General features: G+C 68.7%; 19 protein-coding genes and 1 pseudogene. 5 read left to right on the top strand and 15 right to left on the bottom strand.

Annotated elements, in window-relative coordinates:
• Window position 1: 1 nt before the first annotated feature.
• The 8 genes from ACGFZ2_RS13425 to ACGFZ2_RS13390 all read right to left on the bottom strand — a co-directional run bounded on the left by ACGFZ2_RS13425 (window position 2) and on the right by ACGFZ2_RS13390 (window position 7,395).
• A complete protein-coding gene (locus ACGFZ2_RS13425; RefSeq protein ID WP_393453122.1) occupies window positions 2-1,357 on the bottom strand; it encodes a YcaO-like family protein in 1,356 nt (451 codons plus the stop codon).
• Window positions 1,354-2,571: a 50S ribosomal protein L11 methyltransferase gene (locus ACGFZ2_RS13420; RefSeq protein WP_393258069.1), complete on the bottom strand. Its 1,218-nt coding sequence runs from the start codon at window positions 2,569-2,571 to the stop codon at window positions 1,354-1,356. The genes ACGFZ2_RS13425 and ACGFZ2_RS13420 overlap by 4 nt, the downstream gene beginning before the upstream one ends.
• Window position 2,572: 1 nt before the next feature.
• Window positions 2,573-3,190, bottom strand: a complete 618-nt coding sequence (locus ACGFZ2_RS13415; protein ID WP_393258071.1) for a flavoprotein — start codon at window positions 3,188-3,190, stop codon at window positions 2,573-2,575.
• On the bottom strand, window positions 3,187-4,056 hold the full coding sequence (locus ACGFZ2_RS13410; RefSeq protein ID WP_393258074.1) for a phosphotransferase family protein: 870 nt from the start codon (window positions 4,054-4,056) through the stop codon (window positions 3,187-3,189). Before ACGFZ2_RS13410 ends, ACGFZ2_RS13415 begins: the two co-directional genes overlap by 4 nt.
• 26 nt (window positions 4,057-4,082) lie before the next feature.
• Window positions 4,083-5,093, bottom strand: coding sequence for a T3SS effector HopA1 family protein (locus ACGFZ2_RS13405; protein WP_393258076.1), 1,011 nt, complete (start codon window positions 5,091-5,093; stop codon window positions 4,083-4,085).
• Window positions 5,090-6,046, bottom strand: a complete 957-nt coding sequence (locus ACGFZ2_RS13400; protein ID WP_393453119.1) for a phosphotransferase family protein — start codon at window positions 6,044-6,046, stop codon at window positions 5,090-5,092. Before ACGFZ2_RS13400 ends, ACGFZ2_RS13405 begins: the two co-directional genes overlap by 4 nt.
• A gap of 152 nt (window positions 6,047-6,198) precedes the next feature.
• Window positions 6,199-6,426, bottom strand: coding sequence for a thioviridamide family RiPP peptide (gene tvaA / locus ACGFZ2_RS13395; protein WP_393258081.1), 228 nt, complete (start codon window positions 6,424-6,426; stop codon window positions 6,199-6,201).
• A gap of 201 nt (window positions 6,427-6,627) precedes the next feature.
• Window positions 6,628-7,395: a BTAD domain-containing putative transcriptional regulator gene (locus tag ACGFZ2_RS13390; RefSeq protein ID WP_393453116.1), complete on the bottom strand. Its 768-nt coding sequence runs from the start codon at window positions 7,393-7,395 to the stop codon at window positions 6,628-6,630.
• A 176-nt stretch (window positions 7,396-7,571) separates the two neighbouring features.
• Here ACGFZ2_RS13390 and ACGFZ2_RS13385 point away from each other — a divergent pair, with 176 nt between their 5' ends.
• Both ACGFZ2_RS13385 and ACGFZ2_RS13380 read left to right on the top strand, forming a co-directional pair.
• The gene (locus ACGFZ2_RS13385) at window positions 7,572-7,892 is read left to right on the top strand and encodes a hypothetical protein (protein ID WP_393258085.1); all 321 of its coding nucleotides are present in this window, start codon (window positions 7,572-7,574) and stop codon (window positions 7,890-7,892) included.
• 209 nt (window positions 7,893-8,101) lie between these two features.
• Window positions 8,102-8,605: a hypothetical protein gene (locus ACGFZ2_RS13380; protein ID WP_393453113.1), complete on the top strand. Its 504-nt coding sequence runs from the start codon at window positions 8,102-8,104 to the stop codon at window positions 8,603-8,605.
• Between the two features lie 55 nt (window positions 8,606-8,660).
• Here the strand turns inward: ACGFZ2_RS13380 and ACGFZ2_RS13375 are convergent, their stop codons facing one another.
• From ACGFZ2_RS13375 to ACGFZ2_RS13365, 3 genes are all read right to left on the bottom strand, one after another.
• A complete protein-coding gene (locus ACGFZ2_RS13375; protein WP_393453673.1) occupies window positions 8,661-8,831 on the bottom strand; it encodes a transposase in 171 nt (56 codons plus the stop codon).
• Window positions 8,832-8,917: 86 nt separating this feature from the next.
• Window positions 8,918-9,421, bottom strand: coding sequence for an NUDIX hydrolase (locus ACGFZ2_RS13370; protein WP_393453110.1), 504 nt, complete (start codon window positions 9,419-9,421; stop codon window positions 8,918-8,920).
• 73 nt (window positions 9,422-9,494) lie between these two features.
• The gene (locus ACGFZ2_RS13365; protein ID WP_393453108.1) at window positions 9,495-9,776 is read right to left on the bottom strand and encodes a hypothetical protein; all 282 of its coding nucleotides are present in this window, start codon (window positions 9,774-9,776) and stop codon (window positions 9,495-9,497) included.
• A gap of 174 nt (window positions 9,777-9,950) precedes the next feature.
• Between ACGFZ2_RS13365 and ACGFZ2_RS13360 the strand changes: the two genes are divergently transcribed.
• Together ACGFZ2_RS13360 and ACGFZ2_RS13355 are read left to right on the top strand one after the other, a co-directional pair.
• Window positions 9,951-10,448: a sigma-70 family RNA polymerase sigma factor gene (locus tag ACGFZ2_RS13360; RefSeq protein WP_363702819.1), complete on the top strand. Its 498-nt coding sequence runs from the start codon at window positions 9,951-9,953 to the stop codon at window positions 10,446-10,448.
• Complete coding sequence (locus tag ACGFZ2_RS13355; RefSeq protein ID WP_393258097.1) at window positions 10,445-11,020, top strand: hypothetical protein; 576 nt, start codon at window positions 10,445-10,447, stop codon at window positions 11,018-11,020. Before ACGFZ2_RS13360 ends, ACGFZ2_RS13355 begins: the two co-directional genes overlap by 4 nt.
• 308 nt (window positions 11,021-11,328) lie before the next feature.
• On the opposite strand, the gene ACGFZ2_RS13350 is transcribed toward ACGFZ2_RS13355, so the two are convergent.
• From ACGFZ2_RS13350 to ACGFZ2_RS13340, 3 genes are read right to left on the bottom strand one after another with little or no spacing between them, the layout of a single operon-like run.
• The gene (locus tag ACGFZ2_RS13350; RefSeq protein ID WP_393453105.1) at window positions 11,329-11,577 is read right to left on the bottom strand and encodes a hypothetical protein; all 249 of its coding nucleotides are present in this window, start codon (window positions 11,575-11,577) and stop codon (window positions 11,329-11,331) included.
• Complete coding sequence (locus ACGFZ2_RS13345) at window positions 11,574-12,221, bottom strand: nucleotidyl transferase AbiEii/AbiGii toxin family protein (RefSeq protein ID WP_393453102.1); 648 nt, start codon at window positions 12,219-12,221, stop codon at window positions 11,574-11,576. Before ACGFZ2_RS13345 ends, ACGFZ2_RS13350 begins: the two co-directional genes overlap by 4 nt.
• Window positions 12,222-12,224: 3 nt before the next feature.
• Window positions 12,225-12,791 carry a hypothetical protein gene (locus ACGFZ2_RS13340; protein WP_393258102.1) on the bottom strand — a complete coding sequence of 189 codons (567 nt, stop codon included), beginning with the start codon at window positions 12,789-12,791 and terminating at the stop codon, window positions 12,225-12,227.
• A gap of 84 nt (window positions 12,792-12,875) precedes the next feature.
• Here ACGFZ2_RS13340 and ACGFZ2_RS13335 point away from each other — a divergent pair.
• Window positions 12,876-13,019, top strand: a pseudogene (locus tag ACGFZ2_RS13335) (hypothetical protein); the annotation flags it as partial.
• Window positions 13,020-13,271: 252 nt separating this feature from the next.
• Here the strand turns inward: ACGFZ2_RS13335 and ACGFZ2_RS13330 are convergent.
• Entirely contained in the window at window positions 13,272-13,718 is a 447-nt protein-coding gene (locus ACGFZ2_RS13330) for a hypothetical protein (RefSeq protein ID WP_393453713.1), read from the bottom strand.
• Window positions 13,719-13,764 lie beyond the last annotated feature (46 nt).

Below are 13,764 nucleotides of genomic sequence, written 5' to 3'. Positions count from 1 at the left end.
CTCAGCGTGCGTTCGCGGTGGCGAGGGTGCGGTGCCGTGCCGAGATCTCCTGCACCGCGCGTTTCCAGGCGGCCGTCGCTCGGTCACCCAGCTTGCAGTGGTCGACCGCCCACGACTCGAGGCCGGGCACGATCATCCGGACGACGTTGACGGGGATGTGCGGCGGCGAGAAGTCGACCACCACGGCCCGCCGGATGCCGCTGCTGCGCAGCCGGCCGAGCATCAGCCGGACATCGTCCATCACGTCGTCGTGCTGGTACGTGGGGAGGTCGGCGGCGTCCAGCACCCGGCCCATCGGCTTCCAGATCCAGGCGCCCTTGTCGAAGGTGGACGACCGGCGTACGTGGTACATGTGCTTCGGCACGTCGCTGCCCGGAAGGCTGATGTCCTCGCGCATCGCCTGGATGTCCACCACCCGGCCCTGCGCGCACTCGGTGATGGCCCGGATGATCGCCACCTCGGCATCCGGGTGCGTGCCGAACCCGCCGTGCCCCTGTGACACCGTCGGGCCCATGTCCTCGGCGGTGGCCGCCATGAAGCTCGGGATGCCGAGGTTGCTGTTCAGCTGGATGACACGCATCTCCAGGCCGGCGGCGTGGATCTTCGCGATCAGCGACTGGGCGCGCTCCGGCAGCGAGCTCACGGCCACGTGCGGGTTGAGTTCGCGCAGAAAGCCCGTCACCTCCCGGGACTGGGCGGGCACCGACGACAGGCCCTTCTCCAGGACCTGGCTGAGCTGGCTGCTGAGGACCTCGCTGATCGTGATGGCGTCCCGTTCGATCACCTCACACAGCGCGTGGCAGATGGCCTCCTCGATGGTGTTGCCCGAGGCCAGGCCGTTCGTCGTGGTGATCTTGTAGCAGGGCGCCTCGTGGAACTTCGGGGAGTAGCAGGCGCCGTCCTGCGGGACGAGCACCTCCTCCTCGTTCAGCAGGTCGTACCCGAGGGTCCAGGAGATCGGCAGGTCGTCGGTGTAGTACGGGGCCAGCTCGAAGACATATTCGCTGGGGTGCATCACCGACCGACCCTGCGCGACCAGCTCGTTGTAGGTGGCGATCGCGTCGGGGCGGCGGGGAAGCCAGGCGGAGAAGCGCTCGATGCCCTCCATCACCGCGGAGGTCTTGGCGTCCATCGCGGTCAGGCCCTTGCCGTTGTAGACAGAAATGATGTCGTTCGAGCGCGGCGAGATGGCGTTGTAGACCGGGATGCCGATCCGGTCCAGGCCGGTGATGTCGGCGACCCGGGTGATGCCGGCGCGTAGCAGGTGCGGCTGTATCCTGGCGTACGTCTGTGCGCTGGTGATCTCCCGATGGGTGCCGACACCGTTCACCTTCGGTGCGCTGGTGCGTAGTTTCACAGCGTCCCCTCCCCGTCCAGTGCGATGCGGGCGCGACCGTCGCCCTCGTAGTGATAGGTCAGCGTCAGTTCGTCACCGGGCTTCACATGGTGCCCCTCGGCGAAGGCCCAGCCCGCGGTGAACCAGTGGCTGCGGTCGCCGCCGTCCCACGGTGCGGTGGAGAGATAGGTGGTGGGCCCGATCTTCCCCTTGAAGAACACGATCGCGGCGTTCACCACACCGGGACGGGACACCGGCACCGTCACCGTGTTCGAGAACTTCCGTACGTCGTTGTGCAGGCTCAGGTTGTACAGCGGCACCGGCTCGGACAGCGGCTCCCACTCCTGCACCCGTTCCGGACGTTCGTAGAAGCCGGCGACCCGCTTCATGTCCTCGTCAAGCATCGGCGAGAAGTCGACCCCGAACCGGTCCTGCCAGCGGCTGATGTGCTCAGGCAGCACGCGGTGCCGGGCCCGCATGTCCTCGGGCATGCAGGCGAGATAGACGTACGACTCAAAGGACTCCGGGATCAGCCGGGCGTCCGGGGTGAGTAGCCGCCGACGGGCGTCCTGCAGGTTCTCCCAGATCACCATGTCGAGGCAGTCGTTGCCGACGATGTCCGTGGTCAGTACGGTCGCCCGCTCCGGCAGTTCGGTCGTGGTGGACCAGCCACGGATCATGGTCACCCGGTCGGCGTAACCGTTGTGGGCGATGACCTTGGCAGCCAGGTCACCGGAGCGGGCCGGTTCCAGGGCGTAGACGTGCCGGGCGCCGGCGCGGGCCGCAGCGATCGCCAGGATCCCGGAGCCGGTGCCGAGGTCCAGCACGACGTCGTCGGGGGTGACCGTCTCCTCGATCGCCTTGATGAACAGGTTCTTGCGCAGCGGGTCCTCGAGGATGGCGATGTTCAGGTACGCCAGCCCGTAACCGCCGATGGGGAACATCAGATCGGTGTAGCCGTCCGGCGCGTCCGTGGTGAGGATGCCGGAGTTCACCATCGCGGTCAGCGTGCCGATGAGCTCCTCCACAGCGCGGTGACCGGTGAGTCGTGGACGCAGCCGCTGGATCCCCTCGGCCACCGACCGCGGCTCGTAGAACACGTCGAGCAGCGACATCGCGTGCTGCCCGAACTCGAAGATCCGCCGGTCGTGGTGGATCCGCACCTGATGGGCGCTGTCGACCTCGACCAGGAGTTCGGGAACCCGACGGAGAACGGTGGTGGAGCCTACGGACATGTCAGTCCCCCAATGTGTTTGCTTCGGAGCGGTGATGGTCGTCCGGTGCGCCACCGGCGGCCCGGATCAAGGCGTGCAGCAACGCGGTCCGGTAGTCGCCCATGGAGCCGGTCTCCGACGTGTCGCCAGCGACCGCCAGGCCGTCCACGGGCTCGACCACGGTGAACCCGTCGTCCCTGAGTTGCTGGACGTTGCGGCGTACGGCCGGCTTCGCCCACGTGGTGGCGTTGGTCGAAGGCACCACGATCACCGGGGCGGCGACCGCCATGATCGTCGAGGTGGCGAGGTTGTCGGCGATGCCGTGGGCCAGCTTGCCGACGAAGTCCGCGGTGGCCGGCAGCACAATCGCCACGTCGGCCCACTCGGCCAGCGACACGTGCGAGCGCGCGTCGGCGGGCAGGTCGTCCCATTCGACGTACACCTCGCACCCGGCGACGCGGCGGATCGATTCGACGGTGACGAGCCGGGTGGCCATGGGCGTCAGCACGACCCGGATCCGGCTCAGCCGCAGCCGGTTCTTGAGCCACAGCAGGATGTGCGGCAGTCCGAGCACCGCGACGGATCCGGCTCCGAAGACCAGAAGGCGGATCTCGCTGAAGTCGTGACGCGTCCCGGTCACCGGTCACCCTTCGGGAGAAGATCGGCGAGTTCCCGCCACCGCCCTGTGGCGGCGGCCGCCACCTGCTCGACGTGGTCCGCCGAGCCGACCGCGACGACGCCCTGCGCGTAGTGCTCGAGCAGCCGGTCCGCGACCAGCGCCGGGAGCCGGTCGAGGCACGGCTGCCCGGCCACGGTGCGGTAGCCGGCGAGGAAGCAGCGCACGAGCGCCGGGAACCGCGCGGCGCCGGTCCCCACGGCGGCGGCCTCGATCAGCTCGGCGAGGAAGTAGGCCAGGTCGCGGTCCGGGTCGCCGACGCCGGCCTCGCGCCAGCCCATGACCACCGGGCGATCCAGCGGTACGACCAGTCCGGACGAGAACCGGCCGTGCACCAGGCAGTCCGGCCGTGCCGGGGGTCCGGCGGCGGAGGCGGCCAACGCGAGGACCCCGTCGCTGCGCCGGATCAGGTCGGTGCGCGCTGCGGCGACTCGGTGGGTGACGGCGGACGCCGCGGGCAGCCAGGCCGCCCGGCGCCGGCCCGGGAGGAACGACACCTCGGCGGCGGGTACGGCGTGCAGCCGACCGAGGAACGCGCCGAGTGCGGTACACGCGCCCTCCCACGCTCCGGCGTCCGCGTCCGGCGGAGCCCCGAACAGGGGGTCGCAGAGCAGCATCGGAGTGGGGAGAACCGGCCAGGTCGCCAGGTCGGGCCGGACCAGCTCGGCCGGCGCAGCCGGCACGTCGCCGGCGGGCAGCGAGCCGGAGAGGCGCTGCAGCTGGGCGGCGTCCAGATAGTCGCCGGGGGCGTGCGCCTGCTCGAACCACCGGTACCCGGTCCCCGAGCGCACACAGCGACGCGCCACGAACGGGCCCTCCATCGATCGCACCGTCGTCACCGTCGTGGCGCCGGCCGTCACGGCGCGGCTCCGAGGAGCGGCTGGGGCGCCTCGTACGGGCGCTCGATGGACAGGCCCTCCTGACGGAAGCGCTCGGCAACGGCCTCGATTCGGCCCTCCAGATCCGTCACACCGCCGGCGTGCGCGGCGACCAGGCCCTCCGCCACCAGCGTGCACCGGTTCTCGCCGAAGCTGACCGTGCGCCCGCTCAGTTGCGGCTCCACCGCAAACGAGATGCCGGGCAGCAGCGGCTTGACGAAGCACGGCCGGTCGTCCCGGAGCCGGCCGGTGAGCTGCCCGTGTATCTCCGGCACCATGGACTCGTGATCGAGCCAGTCGGCCTCGCGCAGGTAGAGCACGCCAGCGTCGCGCCGGACGTAGGCGCTCGGATGGTTGGCCAGCTTGAAGCTGAAGGGGACCTTCCGGCGGTTCAGCTCGCCCGTCACCACGCGCATCACGTCCGGCGCCGCGTCCGGGCCGGCCAGGGTGAAGTAGACCCGGACCATGGTGGACTCGTCGGACTTGTGCGGGGGGCCCTCGTCGCCCACCGCCATGTACCAGCCGAGCACCGCGTAGCGCCGCCAGGGCGGCAGCACGACCGCGACCTCGTCGTCGGGCGCCAGCGGGCCGTCGTGCACCAGGTCATCGGCGGCGGCCAGCACCGTGATGCCGTCCTTCTCGATCAGCCAGGCATCGTCCCGGGGGGACCGGACGCGCCAGCCCGGAACCCGGTATCCGGTGCCCGTGTTCGCCGCGTGGATCTGCTCTGTGAACGCGTAGTCCTCGTGATCCACCAACGCGGCGGCCACCTTCCCGCCGCCGATCAGCAGGCGGGCGGCGGCGTCGTCACCGGCGTAGTAGGTGAGGTAGATGACGCGGGACAGATAGGACACCACGGGATAGTCGGACCGCGCCTCCATGTCCCGTGGCGGGGTGAGACGCCCGAACCGGGGGTGCGAGAAGGTTCTCTCGTCGAGGATCACCACCTCGTCGGCGATGCGGCGGATGACGTCGCGGTACATCGTCATTTCATGATCACCTTTGGGGTCGGATCGGCGATGAGTCGCTTGCCGTAGAGCAGGCACAGGTGGCCGACCTGGGTGAGCATGCCGAGCTGCTGGAGCCGCATCGCGGCCTGGAGCAGCAGAGCGACGCCGGCATACCGCAGGATGCGCAGCTCGGTGTCGTCCGGGATGCCGGTCAGCGCGCGATAGGCGGACAGGAACGTGCGGGCGTTGCGCCGTGCCGTCCGCAGTGCCTCGACGTCGCCGTGCCGGCGGACCGACTCCACGAGGAACTGCCCGACCAGATAGCCGACGTCGTAACACGGGTCGCCGAAGCCGGCGAGCTCCCAGTCGATGAGCCGGACCGGGCAGTCACTGCCCGGGCCGCGCGGGAAGAGGATGTTGTCGTCCCGCAAGTCGTAGTGGACGATCGTGTCCGGCCGCCACTGCGCGTGGAGCTCCTGGAACTCGGGCTCGAGCTGCTGCATGACACGCAGGTAGACGTCGAAGTCGAGGCCGGCGCCACAGGCGTACTCGTACGGCGTAAGCAGCGTGTTGGTCGGCACCGGCGGGTGGAGCAGCCATTCCGGGTACTTCCGGTAGGCCTCCGCGATGGGCGCCTTGTGCAGGTCGGCCAGGGCGGCGGCCAGGTTGACCAGATGGGTCACGTCGACAGCCGGATCGCGCTGGGTCAGCTCCCGCAGGCTGTCGCAGTCCTTCACCACGTCCAGCGCGATGGCGCGGGTGCCGTCGCCGCACGCGGTGATGTGCGGCACCGCCTGCCGGGCCCGCGGCGACAGGTCGAGCTCCCGGAGCATGCCGAGCACGACCCGCTCGTAGTCGTTGTCAAGCTCGGTGTCGGTGTCCGGGAACTTCACCAGGCGTGCCGTCCCGTCGTCGAGCTCGACCATCAGGACGACGCGCCGGGAGGAGCACCGTTCCACCCGCACGATCCGCTCCTGCTCGAGGCCCAGCATCGCGAGCACCGCGTAATCGGGCCGGAAGTCCGCCAGATCGTTTCCAATCTGGCGGGGAGCCAGGCGCCGACCCGGGCGCGGGGTGAAAAACCCCAGCGCCCGGGCGCGCAGAAGCTCGAGTGCCCCTGTGCTTTCCGTCATGTCTGCTTGGTTCAGCAGTGGGTCGCAGGCGTCACGACGACCGAAACGAAAGTGCCCTGAACGCCCTCGTCCGGGTTCATTCCGACCTGCTCCTCGAGGAACTTCTGCAGTTCCTCGGAGGAGACGCCGGCCAGTTCGCTGAACGAGGCGTCGATTGAGTCGACAGCCGTGGCCGCGTTGGACTCGTCGGCCTGGATCTGGCTGATCAGATCCTCGATGCTCTCGGCTGGAGCAGTCATATTTCCTCCCAGGATAGAGATTTCGGCTCGCGGTGAGCCGGCAGGAGGAGCCTCGCACGGCGCCGCATGGCGAACGCGTCGAGCGAATGTTGGCCGGAGATCACTATTGCTTCTCCGGTCATCTGGTGCAGCCGAAACAAGCCGGCCGAGGGCGATCGTCGCCGTCGCACCGCAATGTCCTGATAAGGTCTTGTGGGCGCGTCACACCGAATCGTCGTCGCGGCGCAGAATTGACCGATGCAGTTGCTGGAGAATGGCGCCCGGCTGCACCCCGAGATCGCGGTCCAGAATGCGCCAGAATTCCTGGTAGGCGCCGAGGGCCCCGCCGATGTCGCCGGAGCGGTAGTAGGCGCGCATGAGGTGAGCCCAAAGTCCTTCCCGCATCGGGTGCTCGGCCAGCAGGGCGCGGATCTCCGGGATCATGAGCCGGTGCTCCCCGAGGCGGAACTGGAGCGACAGCAGATCCTCGTACGCCACCAGCCGCAGTTGATTGAGGGACTCGATCTGCGCCCGGAGGGCCTCGGCCACCGCCAGGTCGGTGTGGCCGGCGTCGCCCCGCCACAGTCCCAGGGCCACCCGCAGGGTGGACGCGGCGGCGGCCACCGCGCCGGCGCGGGCCTCTTCGTCGGCGTGCCGGACCAGGCGTACGAAGACGTCGGCGTCCAATTCCATGGGTTCCACACGTAACCGGTAGGAATTGCCGTCGGACTGCCCGCCCCGTTTGACCGACGACAGCCTTGGCGGACTTTCTTCGGCAATCGTGAGCGCCTTGCGCACCTGTGCCACGTAGGACCGGACGTTGGACCGCGCCGAGTCCGGCGGGTTGTCCCACAGCGAATGAATCAGCTGCGCCTGGGTGACGAACTGGTTGGCCCGTAAGAGCAGCACGGCGAGCGCGCTGCGGGCCTTGTTCTCGGAGAGCGCCTGCTCGACTTCCTTGTCACGGCCGGGGTCGGCGCTCCACGCCACGGTGGGCCCGAGAATTCCGAACCGTAATACCGATGAGTAACTTTCCCCTATCGCCGGTTTGGTCGCCCGAGCGTTCCAGGAATCGCGTATTGGTGCAGGTGACAAGGCCATTTGGTGCCAGCTCATGTGACTCCCCGTTGTCCCCATGATATGAGCGTCCAAGGTGGGCTTTACCCGTGACGCACGAGGTTACCAGGGTAAATGTGATCATGGGGGCCTGTCGTCAAGGCGCTGGAGACATAACGGACGAGGCACCGAAAGCGATTCTGAGTTTCTGCGGCGCCAACAGTGCGCCGTGGGCGCCCAACGTCTGCGACCGCTGTGGAGGTGAACCGTTCCAGCGCCACGACGACAACCCAGACCGCATCACCGCGGGCCTGCAGTCCTACCGACCAGCCGTGGCAGCCACACTCAGTCACTACCGCGCATCAGGCAAGCTGACCTCCATCGACGCCACCCTCACGCCGGCGGAGATCACCACCAAGGCAATCGCGTAGCAGCCGCATCGCTTCCTGATCGAGACGGTGGCCATCCTCACCCTGTTGATCAAGCCCTGCCATCACGACGCGAGACGCTACCTCGTCGACGTGTCACGGATCTGCGCCGTGGTCATCGCATCGACGCACGCGGCAGGCCGCGCGGAATCGTCGTCGGCCGCCCGGAACCACTACCGTCGGCGAACAGCCGGCCGTCCGCGCTCGTCTCGGTGGAGTACGCCGAGGCGAGCGCGGGAAGGATCATTCTGGAGGGCCTCTGGTGGAACCAGGCACGACTGCCGGCGGTCCAACCTGACATGCGCGCGGTCGTCTCCCTCAGCTCTGTCCTGCTGGGCCTGTTCGTCGGCGCTCTCATGCTGTGTTCCGGCTGGGAGTTGCCGGTGCGAACCTCCTGCTCAGGCGACGTGTGCACGTCGCAGTCGTGGGTCGACGTCGACTGGGACCGCGTCAACTGGGAACTGAAGCCGACCAGGATCGCCTGCTTCGAGGCCAACCCGGCCAACCACGATGTCCTGATCGGGCCCGGCGACGAATGCGTACGGTCCCGCGGCGACGTCATCGAACACCAGGCCACCTACGAAGAACTACGTGAAGAGATTCAGCAACGGCGCACCCGGGCACTTGCGTTCGCCGGCGCCGCGATCGCGCTGCCACCGATCCTCGTCGAGGTGTGGTGGCGGGTTCGCCGCAGGCCCGCACTGACGGCACACTGACTCCACGCTCCCCACCCTGATCGCGGCATGTGCGCTGGGCAGATCCATCTCTGTGTCATGCCGCAACTGCGCGACCCAACTGCGCGGGGGTCTCGTGGTTGACGCCCAATTCCCGGCCCACGTCACGGATCGTGCGGCCGGAATCCAGCACCAACGCCGCGGCCTGACGCCGGAACTGCGACGGGTGCCGAGCTGATGCCGGTTCGGCGTGTCGCGTCGATGAAATCGCTCGGTTCCATCGGCGAGCGCGTGGTGCCTCGTCAGCTCGAATTCAGCTTCGACACAGGCGTGGGTGGTCGCTGCCGAAGCTTGCTAGAGGCCGAGTTGGACCGGATGCGTCGGCGTGCCGGTGGTGAGAAGCGCCCTCAACGGTGTGGCGAGGTCACGGGGCGAAAACAGATCATGGCCGGCGTAGCTGACGATCTCCGAGAGCTGCCACCAGCGGAACGCGGCCAGGTTCTCGGCGGCGAGTTGGTCGTCGGTCAGCTCGCCGCAGGGCTGGAAGTGGCTCGCGCGGATGAGGAAGTAGTCATTGATGATGCCGTCGAAACCGGACGCGTGGTCGGCGGCGACGACTTCCTGGTGCCAGACGTGCGGCGGGTCCACGGTGATCGTCAGACCTGTCTCCTCGCGAAGTTCGCGACGCAAGGCCGTCAGCGGCTCCTCGCCGGGTTCGATGCCGCCGCCCGGTGCCGCCCACACGGCCTTCGCCTGGCCCGGCACTGCCGGGTGAGGGAAGACGAACTGGCACAACAGTATGCGGTCGTCCTCGTCGAGCACGATCGCACGGACGGACCGACGCAGGTTCGGCGTCATGGTCTGTCGGACGCGGCGGCGCGGCGAACGACGATCGACATATCCGGAGACTATCAGCCCCCCACTCGGTCTTTTATGGCTTGCCGTTGGCGCTGTGCTGACCAACCTCGTTTCCCTGTCCCATTTGTGGTTCGGCGATGGGGCGGTCGGCGAAGCGGTTGTCCTCGCGGGCGGCGGCCAGTTTGTCGGCGAGGCTTCGGACCCCGGTTTCCTGATCGCGCACGGTGCGTTTGAGGGCGAGGTTCTCACTGGTCATACGAATTCGGTCGTCTTCGGCCCAGCCGGTATTCAGGTCGCGGATTTTGCCGAGGAGTTCGGCGATGTGCTCGCGCTGGCGCAGGATCTCGACGACCACGCCAGGGACACCCTTCTCGTGGCGTGGCGTGGCGCAGGCTGGCTGCGGTACCGACGGCGCCACTGCCGTGGTTGCTCGGCGTGCCAGGCAACCGTGACGGCGGTGCAGACAATTTTCTTCATGCGAGTTCGGGCCGGGGGTAAGTGGGCCGAGGGGCTCAGGCGTGTACGGGACGTGGGACACGAGCAAGCACAGTTCGCAGAGTTCTATCGGGTCCACCGGGCCGCCTGCGCGCGGGCGGTGGTGGCCAGCACGGGCGACCGCGAGGGCGCTGAGGACCTGGTGGCAGAGGCGTTCACCAGGGCTTGGATGTCCTGGCGGAAGGTCAGCCGGCACCCGGCTCCCCAGGCGTGGGTGGTGCGTACCGCCCTGAACGTGCGGGTGTCGGCCTGGCGGCGCCGCCGCCGCGAGGTCGCCCTGGCTGACGGGCACGACGTGGCGGTCGGCCAGGACGCCGGGGGCGTGGACGCGGCGCTGATGGCGGCGCTGCGACGGCTGCCCGCCCGCCAGCGAGAGGTGATCGCGCTGCGGGCGTTCCTGGACCTGGACACCGAGACCACCGCTCAGGTGCTCGGCATCGCTGCGGGAACTGTCACCGCTCACCTTTCCCGGGCCGTCGCGACGCTGCGCGGCCAGTTGGTACCCGCCGAGACTCAGGAGATTAAGCAGTGAGAGACCAAGACGTACTGCGTGCGGTGGCGGACGGCCTGTCCGGCCTGGACATGGATCGGCCGGCGGAGGACATCATCGCCGCGGGCAATACGCGGCGCCGACGGCGGCTGGCCGCAGTGACCGCGGCCGGGGTGATGCTCGCCGGGCTGGCCTTGGCCGTGCCGGCGCTCACCGGCCCGGGACCCGCCTCGCCGCCGTCCGCGGAGCGGCCGGCCAGCATGGCTCCGACGCAGCTGGTCGCCTTCTCCGTGGCCAGCAAGCCCAACGGGACGGTGCTACTCACCCTGTCGAAGAAGCAGGTCGCCGACCCGGACGCGGTTCGAAAGGCGCTGTCCGAAGCCGGCGTGCCGGCGGAAGTCAGGGTCGGCTCGATCTGCTCCTCCGTGCCCGCGCCCCGACTTAATGAAAGGATCTTCCCCTCGCATAGCGAGGCGGACGCGAACACTCTCCTGGTGATCAACCCGTCGGCCATTCCGAAGGGCGCGGTGGTGAGCATCGGCTACAAGGACTCTCACGGCCCGGTCGCGTTCGGCCTGGCCTGGAAGAACCGGATGACCTGCAGCAACATGTGATCATCCTGGCCGCCGTACCCCCTCGTCGAGCAGCTCCGGCGGCCGCGAGCCGCACGACAGAGATCGCACACCCGCCACCGCTGAAGACGCTCATCGGCGTGCGGTGCGGACCGCTCAGGTCCGCACCGCACGCGCCAGTTCTGCGCGCCCGAAAATCCGGCGTGTTCCGTCGGGAACGAGGAATCAACACGCATCGCCGAACCTCCGGTACGGCGCCGGAGAAAAACGCGACGATGCGGACGCCGCGCCGGTGAGCGGGCGCGCACCAGGTCGATCACCTCGGGCTGGACGGCTGTTTCCGAGAACTCCTACTCGGCAGTCGGCTTGCTGGCGCATGCCAGCCGCAGTGCGCTGGCGCGCGCGGCGGCCAGCGTGATCCGCACCGCCTGGTCAGCGGTCGCCTCGTCGACTGGCTCGGCGGTGATGAGCAGGCGCAGGTAGATCGGCGCGGCAAGGGTCTTGAGCAGTTCGGCCGCGTCGGTGTCCCGGGGAGTTCGCCACGCTCGATGGCGCGGGCTATTACCGGTTCGGCTGCCGCGAGTCGGGAGCCGAGTCATCCTTCCTCGTCGTCGAGCAGTTCGCGGCGCCATTCGGCGAATCGGCTTCGGAGTTTGTCCAGCGCTCGGCCGGTGACGCCGTACTGGGCGAAGTCGTCGGGATCGAGCTGGGTGGCTTGTCCGAGAGCGTCGGCGAAGATGCGCCGGTCGAAACCACGGTCGGCGCGCTGCGCGAGGCCGAGGAGGGCCTGGCGCGTGTAGCGGCCGGATCGGAGCGCGGCGTCAATGTCGATGAAGTCGCGAGCGAACGCTCGCCCGTAGAGGGCACTCATCTTGTTCGCGACCGCGTCGTCCGGGTGCAGTACCGGCCCGATCGCCATGAGGATCGGTTCGTTGGCACGCCAGTCCACACCGAGTTCGACCTTGGAAATCCGCATGCCGTCGGTGACAGCCAGCCGGGCGAACGTGTCGTACTGCCGCTCGGTCTCGATGGTCAGGCCGTCGTCCCGGTAGGCCTGTACGACGGCGGCGACCGCAGCGGTGAACTCGTCGCGGCGGTCCCAGGCGGTGAACAGGTCGACGTCCTCACTGGGCCGCTCGACAAGTCCAGCGGCCTGCACGGCGTAGCCGCCGGCCAGCGCGAAGCCGTATCGACCGGCGGCCGCGAGCCCGGTGCGGGCAAGGCGTTCGTGGAAGGGGTCCACCTCTTATCCCGCGTTGCTGCGGGTTGCGGTGAGTTCGGGGAAGGCGTCCTCCCAGCGTTGGCGGAGCTGGGGTGGCAGCCACAGGGTGGGCCAGAGCCGCCGGAGGAGGTCGGCATCGAGCCAGGTGTTCAGGTCCTCGACGGTACTGGCTTCGGTGAGTACCACCTTGTACATGCTGGCCAGGCGTGCGGCCCGGTTCAGGTCGTACTCGGCATGGCCGGACCAGTCGAGATGACGCGGAAGCGTCACCGTGCCTCCGGTGGGGCCGTGCAGTTCGGCGAGGGTTTCGGCGACCACGTAGGGCTTCCGGTCACCGTAGGGCCGGTAGTCCGCCGGCGGCCGGGGGGATGTCCGGCGCCGGCTGAGGTTGGTCGCCCGCCGGACTTCCGGTCGGAGCGCCTGACGGATCGTCTCTCGGCTGTACCCGGTGACCCGCTGCAGATCCACCGGCCGCCAGCCGGCCGCATGAAACGCTCGCAGCTGCTCGTCCCGCTCGGTCAATGCGGCCGCACGCGTCGCCTCGTACCTGGAGACAACCGCATGCAGCTCATCCTCGGAGAACCGATCCATACCGTCAGCCTACTACGCTAGGCCCAGCACGCTTGGCTTTCTGTCATATCCCTGTAACCGGCGGGACCAGTCTTGGTGACCGCGATGGGATGCACTCATGGGGTCGAGGGTCAGGTTCGCGTGCTGGGCGCCGCTGTTCTCGTGCACCGCGACCGGGTAGAGCAACTCGGGGCTGAGCTGTCCCGCATTCAGGACGAGCAGCCGGCCGCCCGGATCCGGTTTCTGGGCCCGTGGCCCCCCGTACTGCTTCAGCGCATTGCCCGCAGAAGCGGCGATCGATCACCCACGCGAGGGGCTGCCAGCCGATTCGCGACCCCAGTGACCATCCTGCACCGGGAGTGGGCACGAGGACCACCGGGCGATGCGGTGCGCTGGACAAGCTCACCTCACCCGGCGGCCCTCACCTACGTCAAGAGCCCGGTCACCAGCGTCCATGCACAGGAAACTCCCGGGACGCTCACCCTGACGGTGGTCCCCAGGTCACCGCGTCGTTCTGGTCAGTTCCTGCCCTCCGCCCAGCTCCTGGGCGTACGAGCGGGCGTTGATCGCGTCCAGCATGGCCAGCTCGGCGTTGTAGGCCGCCCATTCGGCGTAGTCGAGGGCATCCTGCGCGCCGGCTTCCGCCCAGTCTGCCTCGGCGGTGGCCGCCTGAGCGTCCATATTCTGGGTCCGCTCCTCGAACGTGGCCCGAACGTCGGCGCGCATGGCGGCGGCGTCGGCCTTCATCTGGGCCCAGACGCTGCCTCCGCCGGCGCGTACCTCGTCGGCGTGTTGCTGCGACTCGATCGCCGACCGCTCGATCTCGCTCTGGGTCGTCTCGATCCGCTGCCTGAGCTGCTCACGCGACTCGGTCTGCGCGGCGAGCACCTCTGCCCCGGTGAAGGCCAGACGCTGCTCGAGCGTCTCCAGCCGTTGGACGAAGTCCATGGTTTCACCTCACCTCCACAACCGGTTCGGCGGGTGTAGGTCTCAC

This window comes from Micromonospora sp. NPDC048063, from assembly GCF_043202855.1.
Classification (GTDB): Bacteria; Actinomycetota; Actinomycetes; order Mycobacteriales; family Micromonosporaceae; genus Micromonospora.
The sequence above is the reverse complement of the archived record's forward strand: the minus strand, read 5'-3'. Positions and strand labels throughout refer to the sequence as shown.

Coding starts and splice junctions, on each gene's coding strand:
- ACGFZ2_RS13350 (WP_393453105.1), bottom strand. CDS start 11,577: ATGACTCGGCTCCCGACTCGCGGCAGCCGAACCGGTAATAGCCCGCGC.
- tvaA (WP_393258081.1), bottom strand. CDS start 6,426: ATGACTGCTCCAGCCGAGAGCATCGAGGATCTGATCAGCCAGATCCAG.
- ACGFZ2_RS13405 (WP_393258076.1), bottom strand. CDS start 5,093: ATGACGATGTACCGCGACGTCATCCGCCGCATCGCCGACGAGGTGGTG.
- ACGFZ2_RS13340 (WP_393258102.1), bottom strand. CDS start 12,791: ATGGATCGGTTCTCCGAGGATGAGCTGCATGCGGTTGTCTCCAGGTAC.
- ACGFZ2_RS13330 (WP_393453713.1), bottom strand. CDS start 13,718: ATGGACTTCGTCCAACGGCTGGAGACGCTCGAGCAGCGTCTGGCCTTC.
- ACGFZ2_RS13420 (WP_393258069.1), bottom strand. CDS start 2,571: ATGTCCGTAGGCTCCACCACCGTTCTCCGTCGGGTTCCCGAACTCCTG.
- ACGFZ2_RS13400 (WP_393453119.1), bottom strand. CDS start 6,046: ATGCTGGGCCTCGAGCAGGAGCGGATCGTGCGGGTGGAACGGTGCTCC.
- ACGFZ2_RS13370 (WP_393453110.1), bottom strand. CDS start 9,421: ATGACGCCGAACCTGCGTCGGTCCGTCCGTGCGATCGTGCTCGACGAG.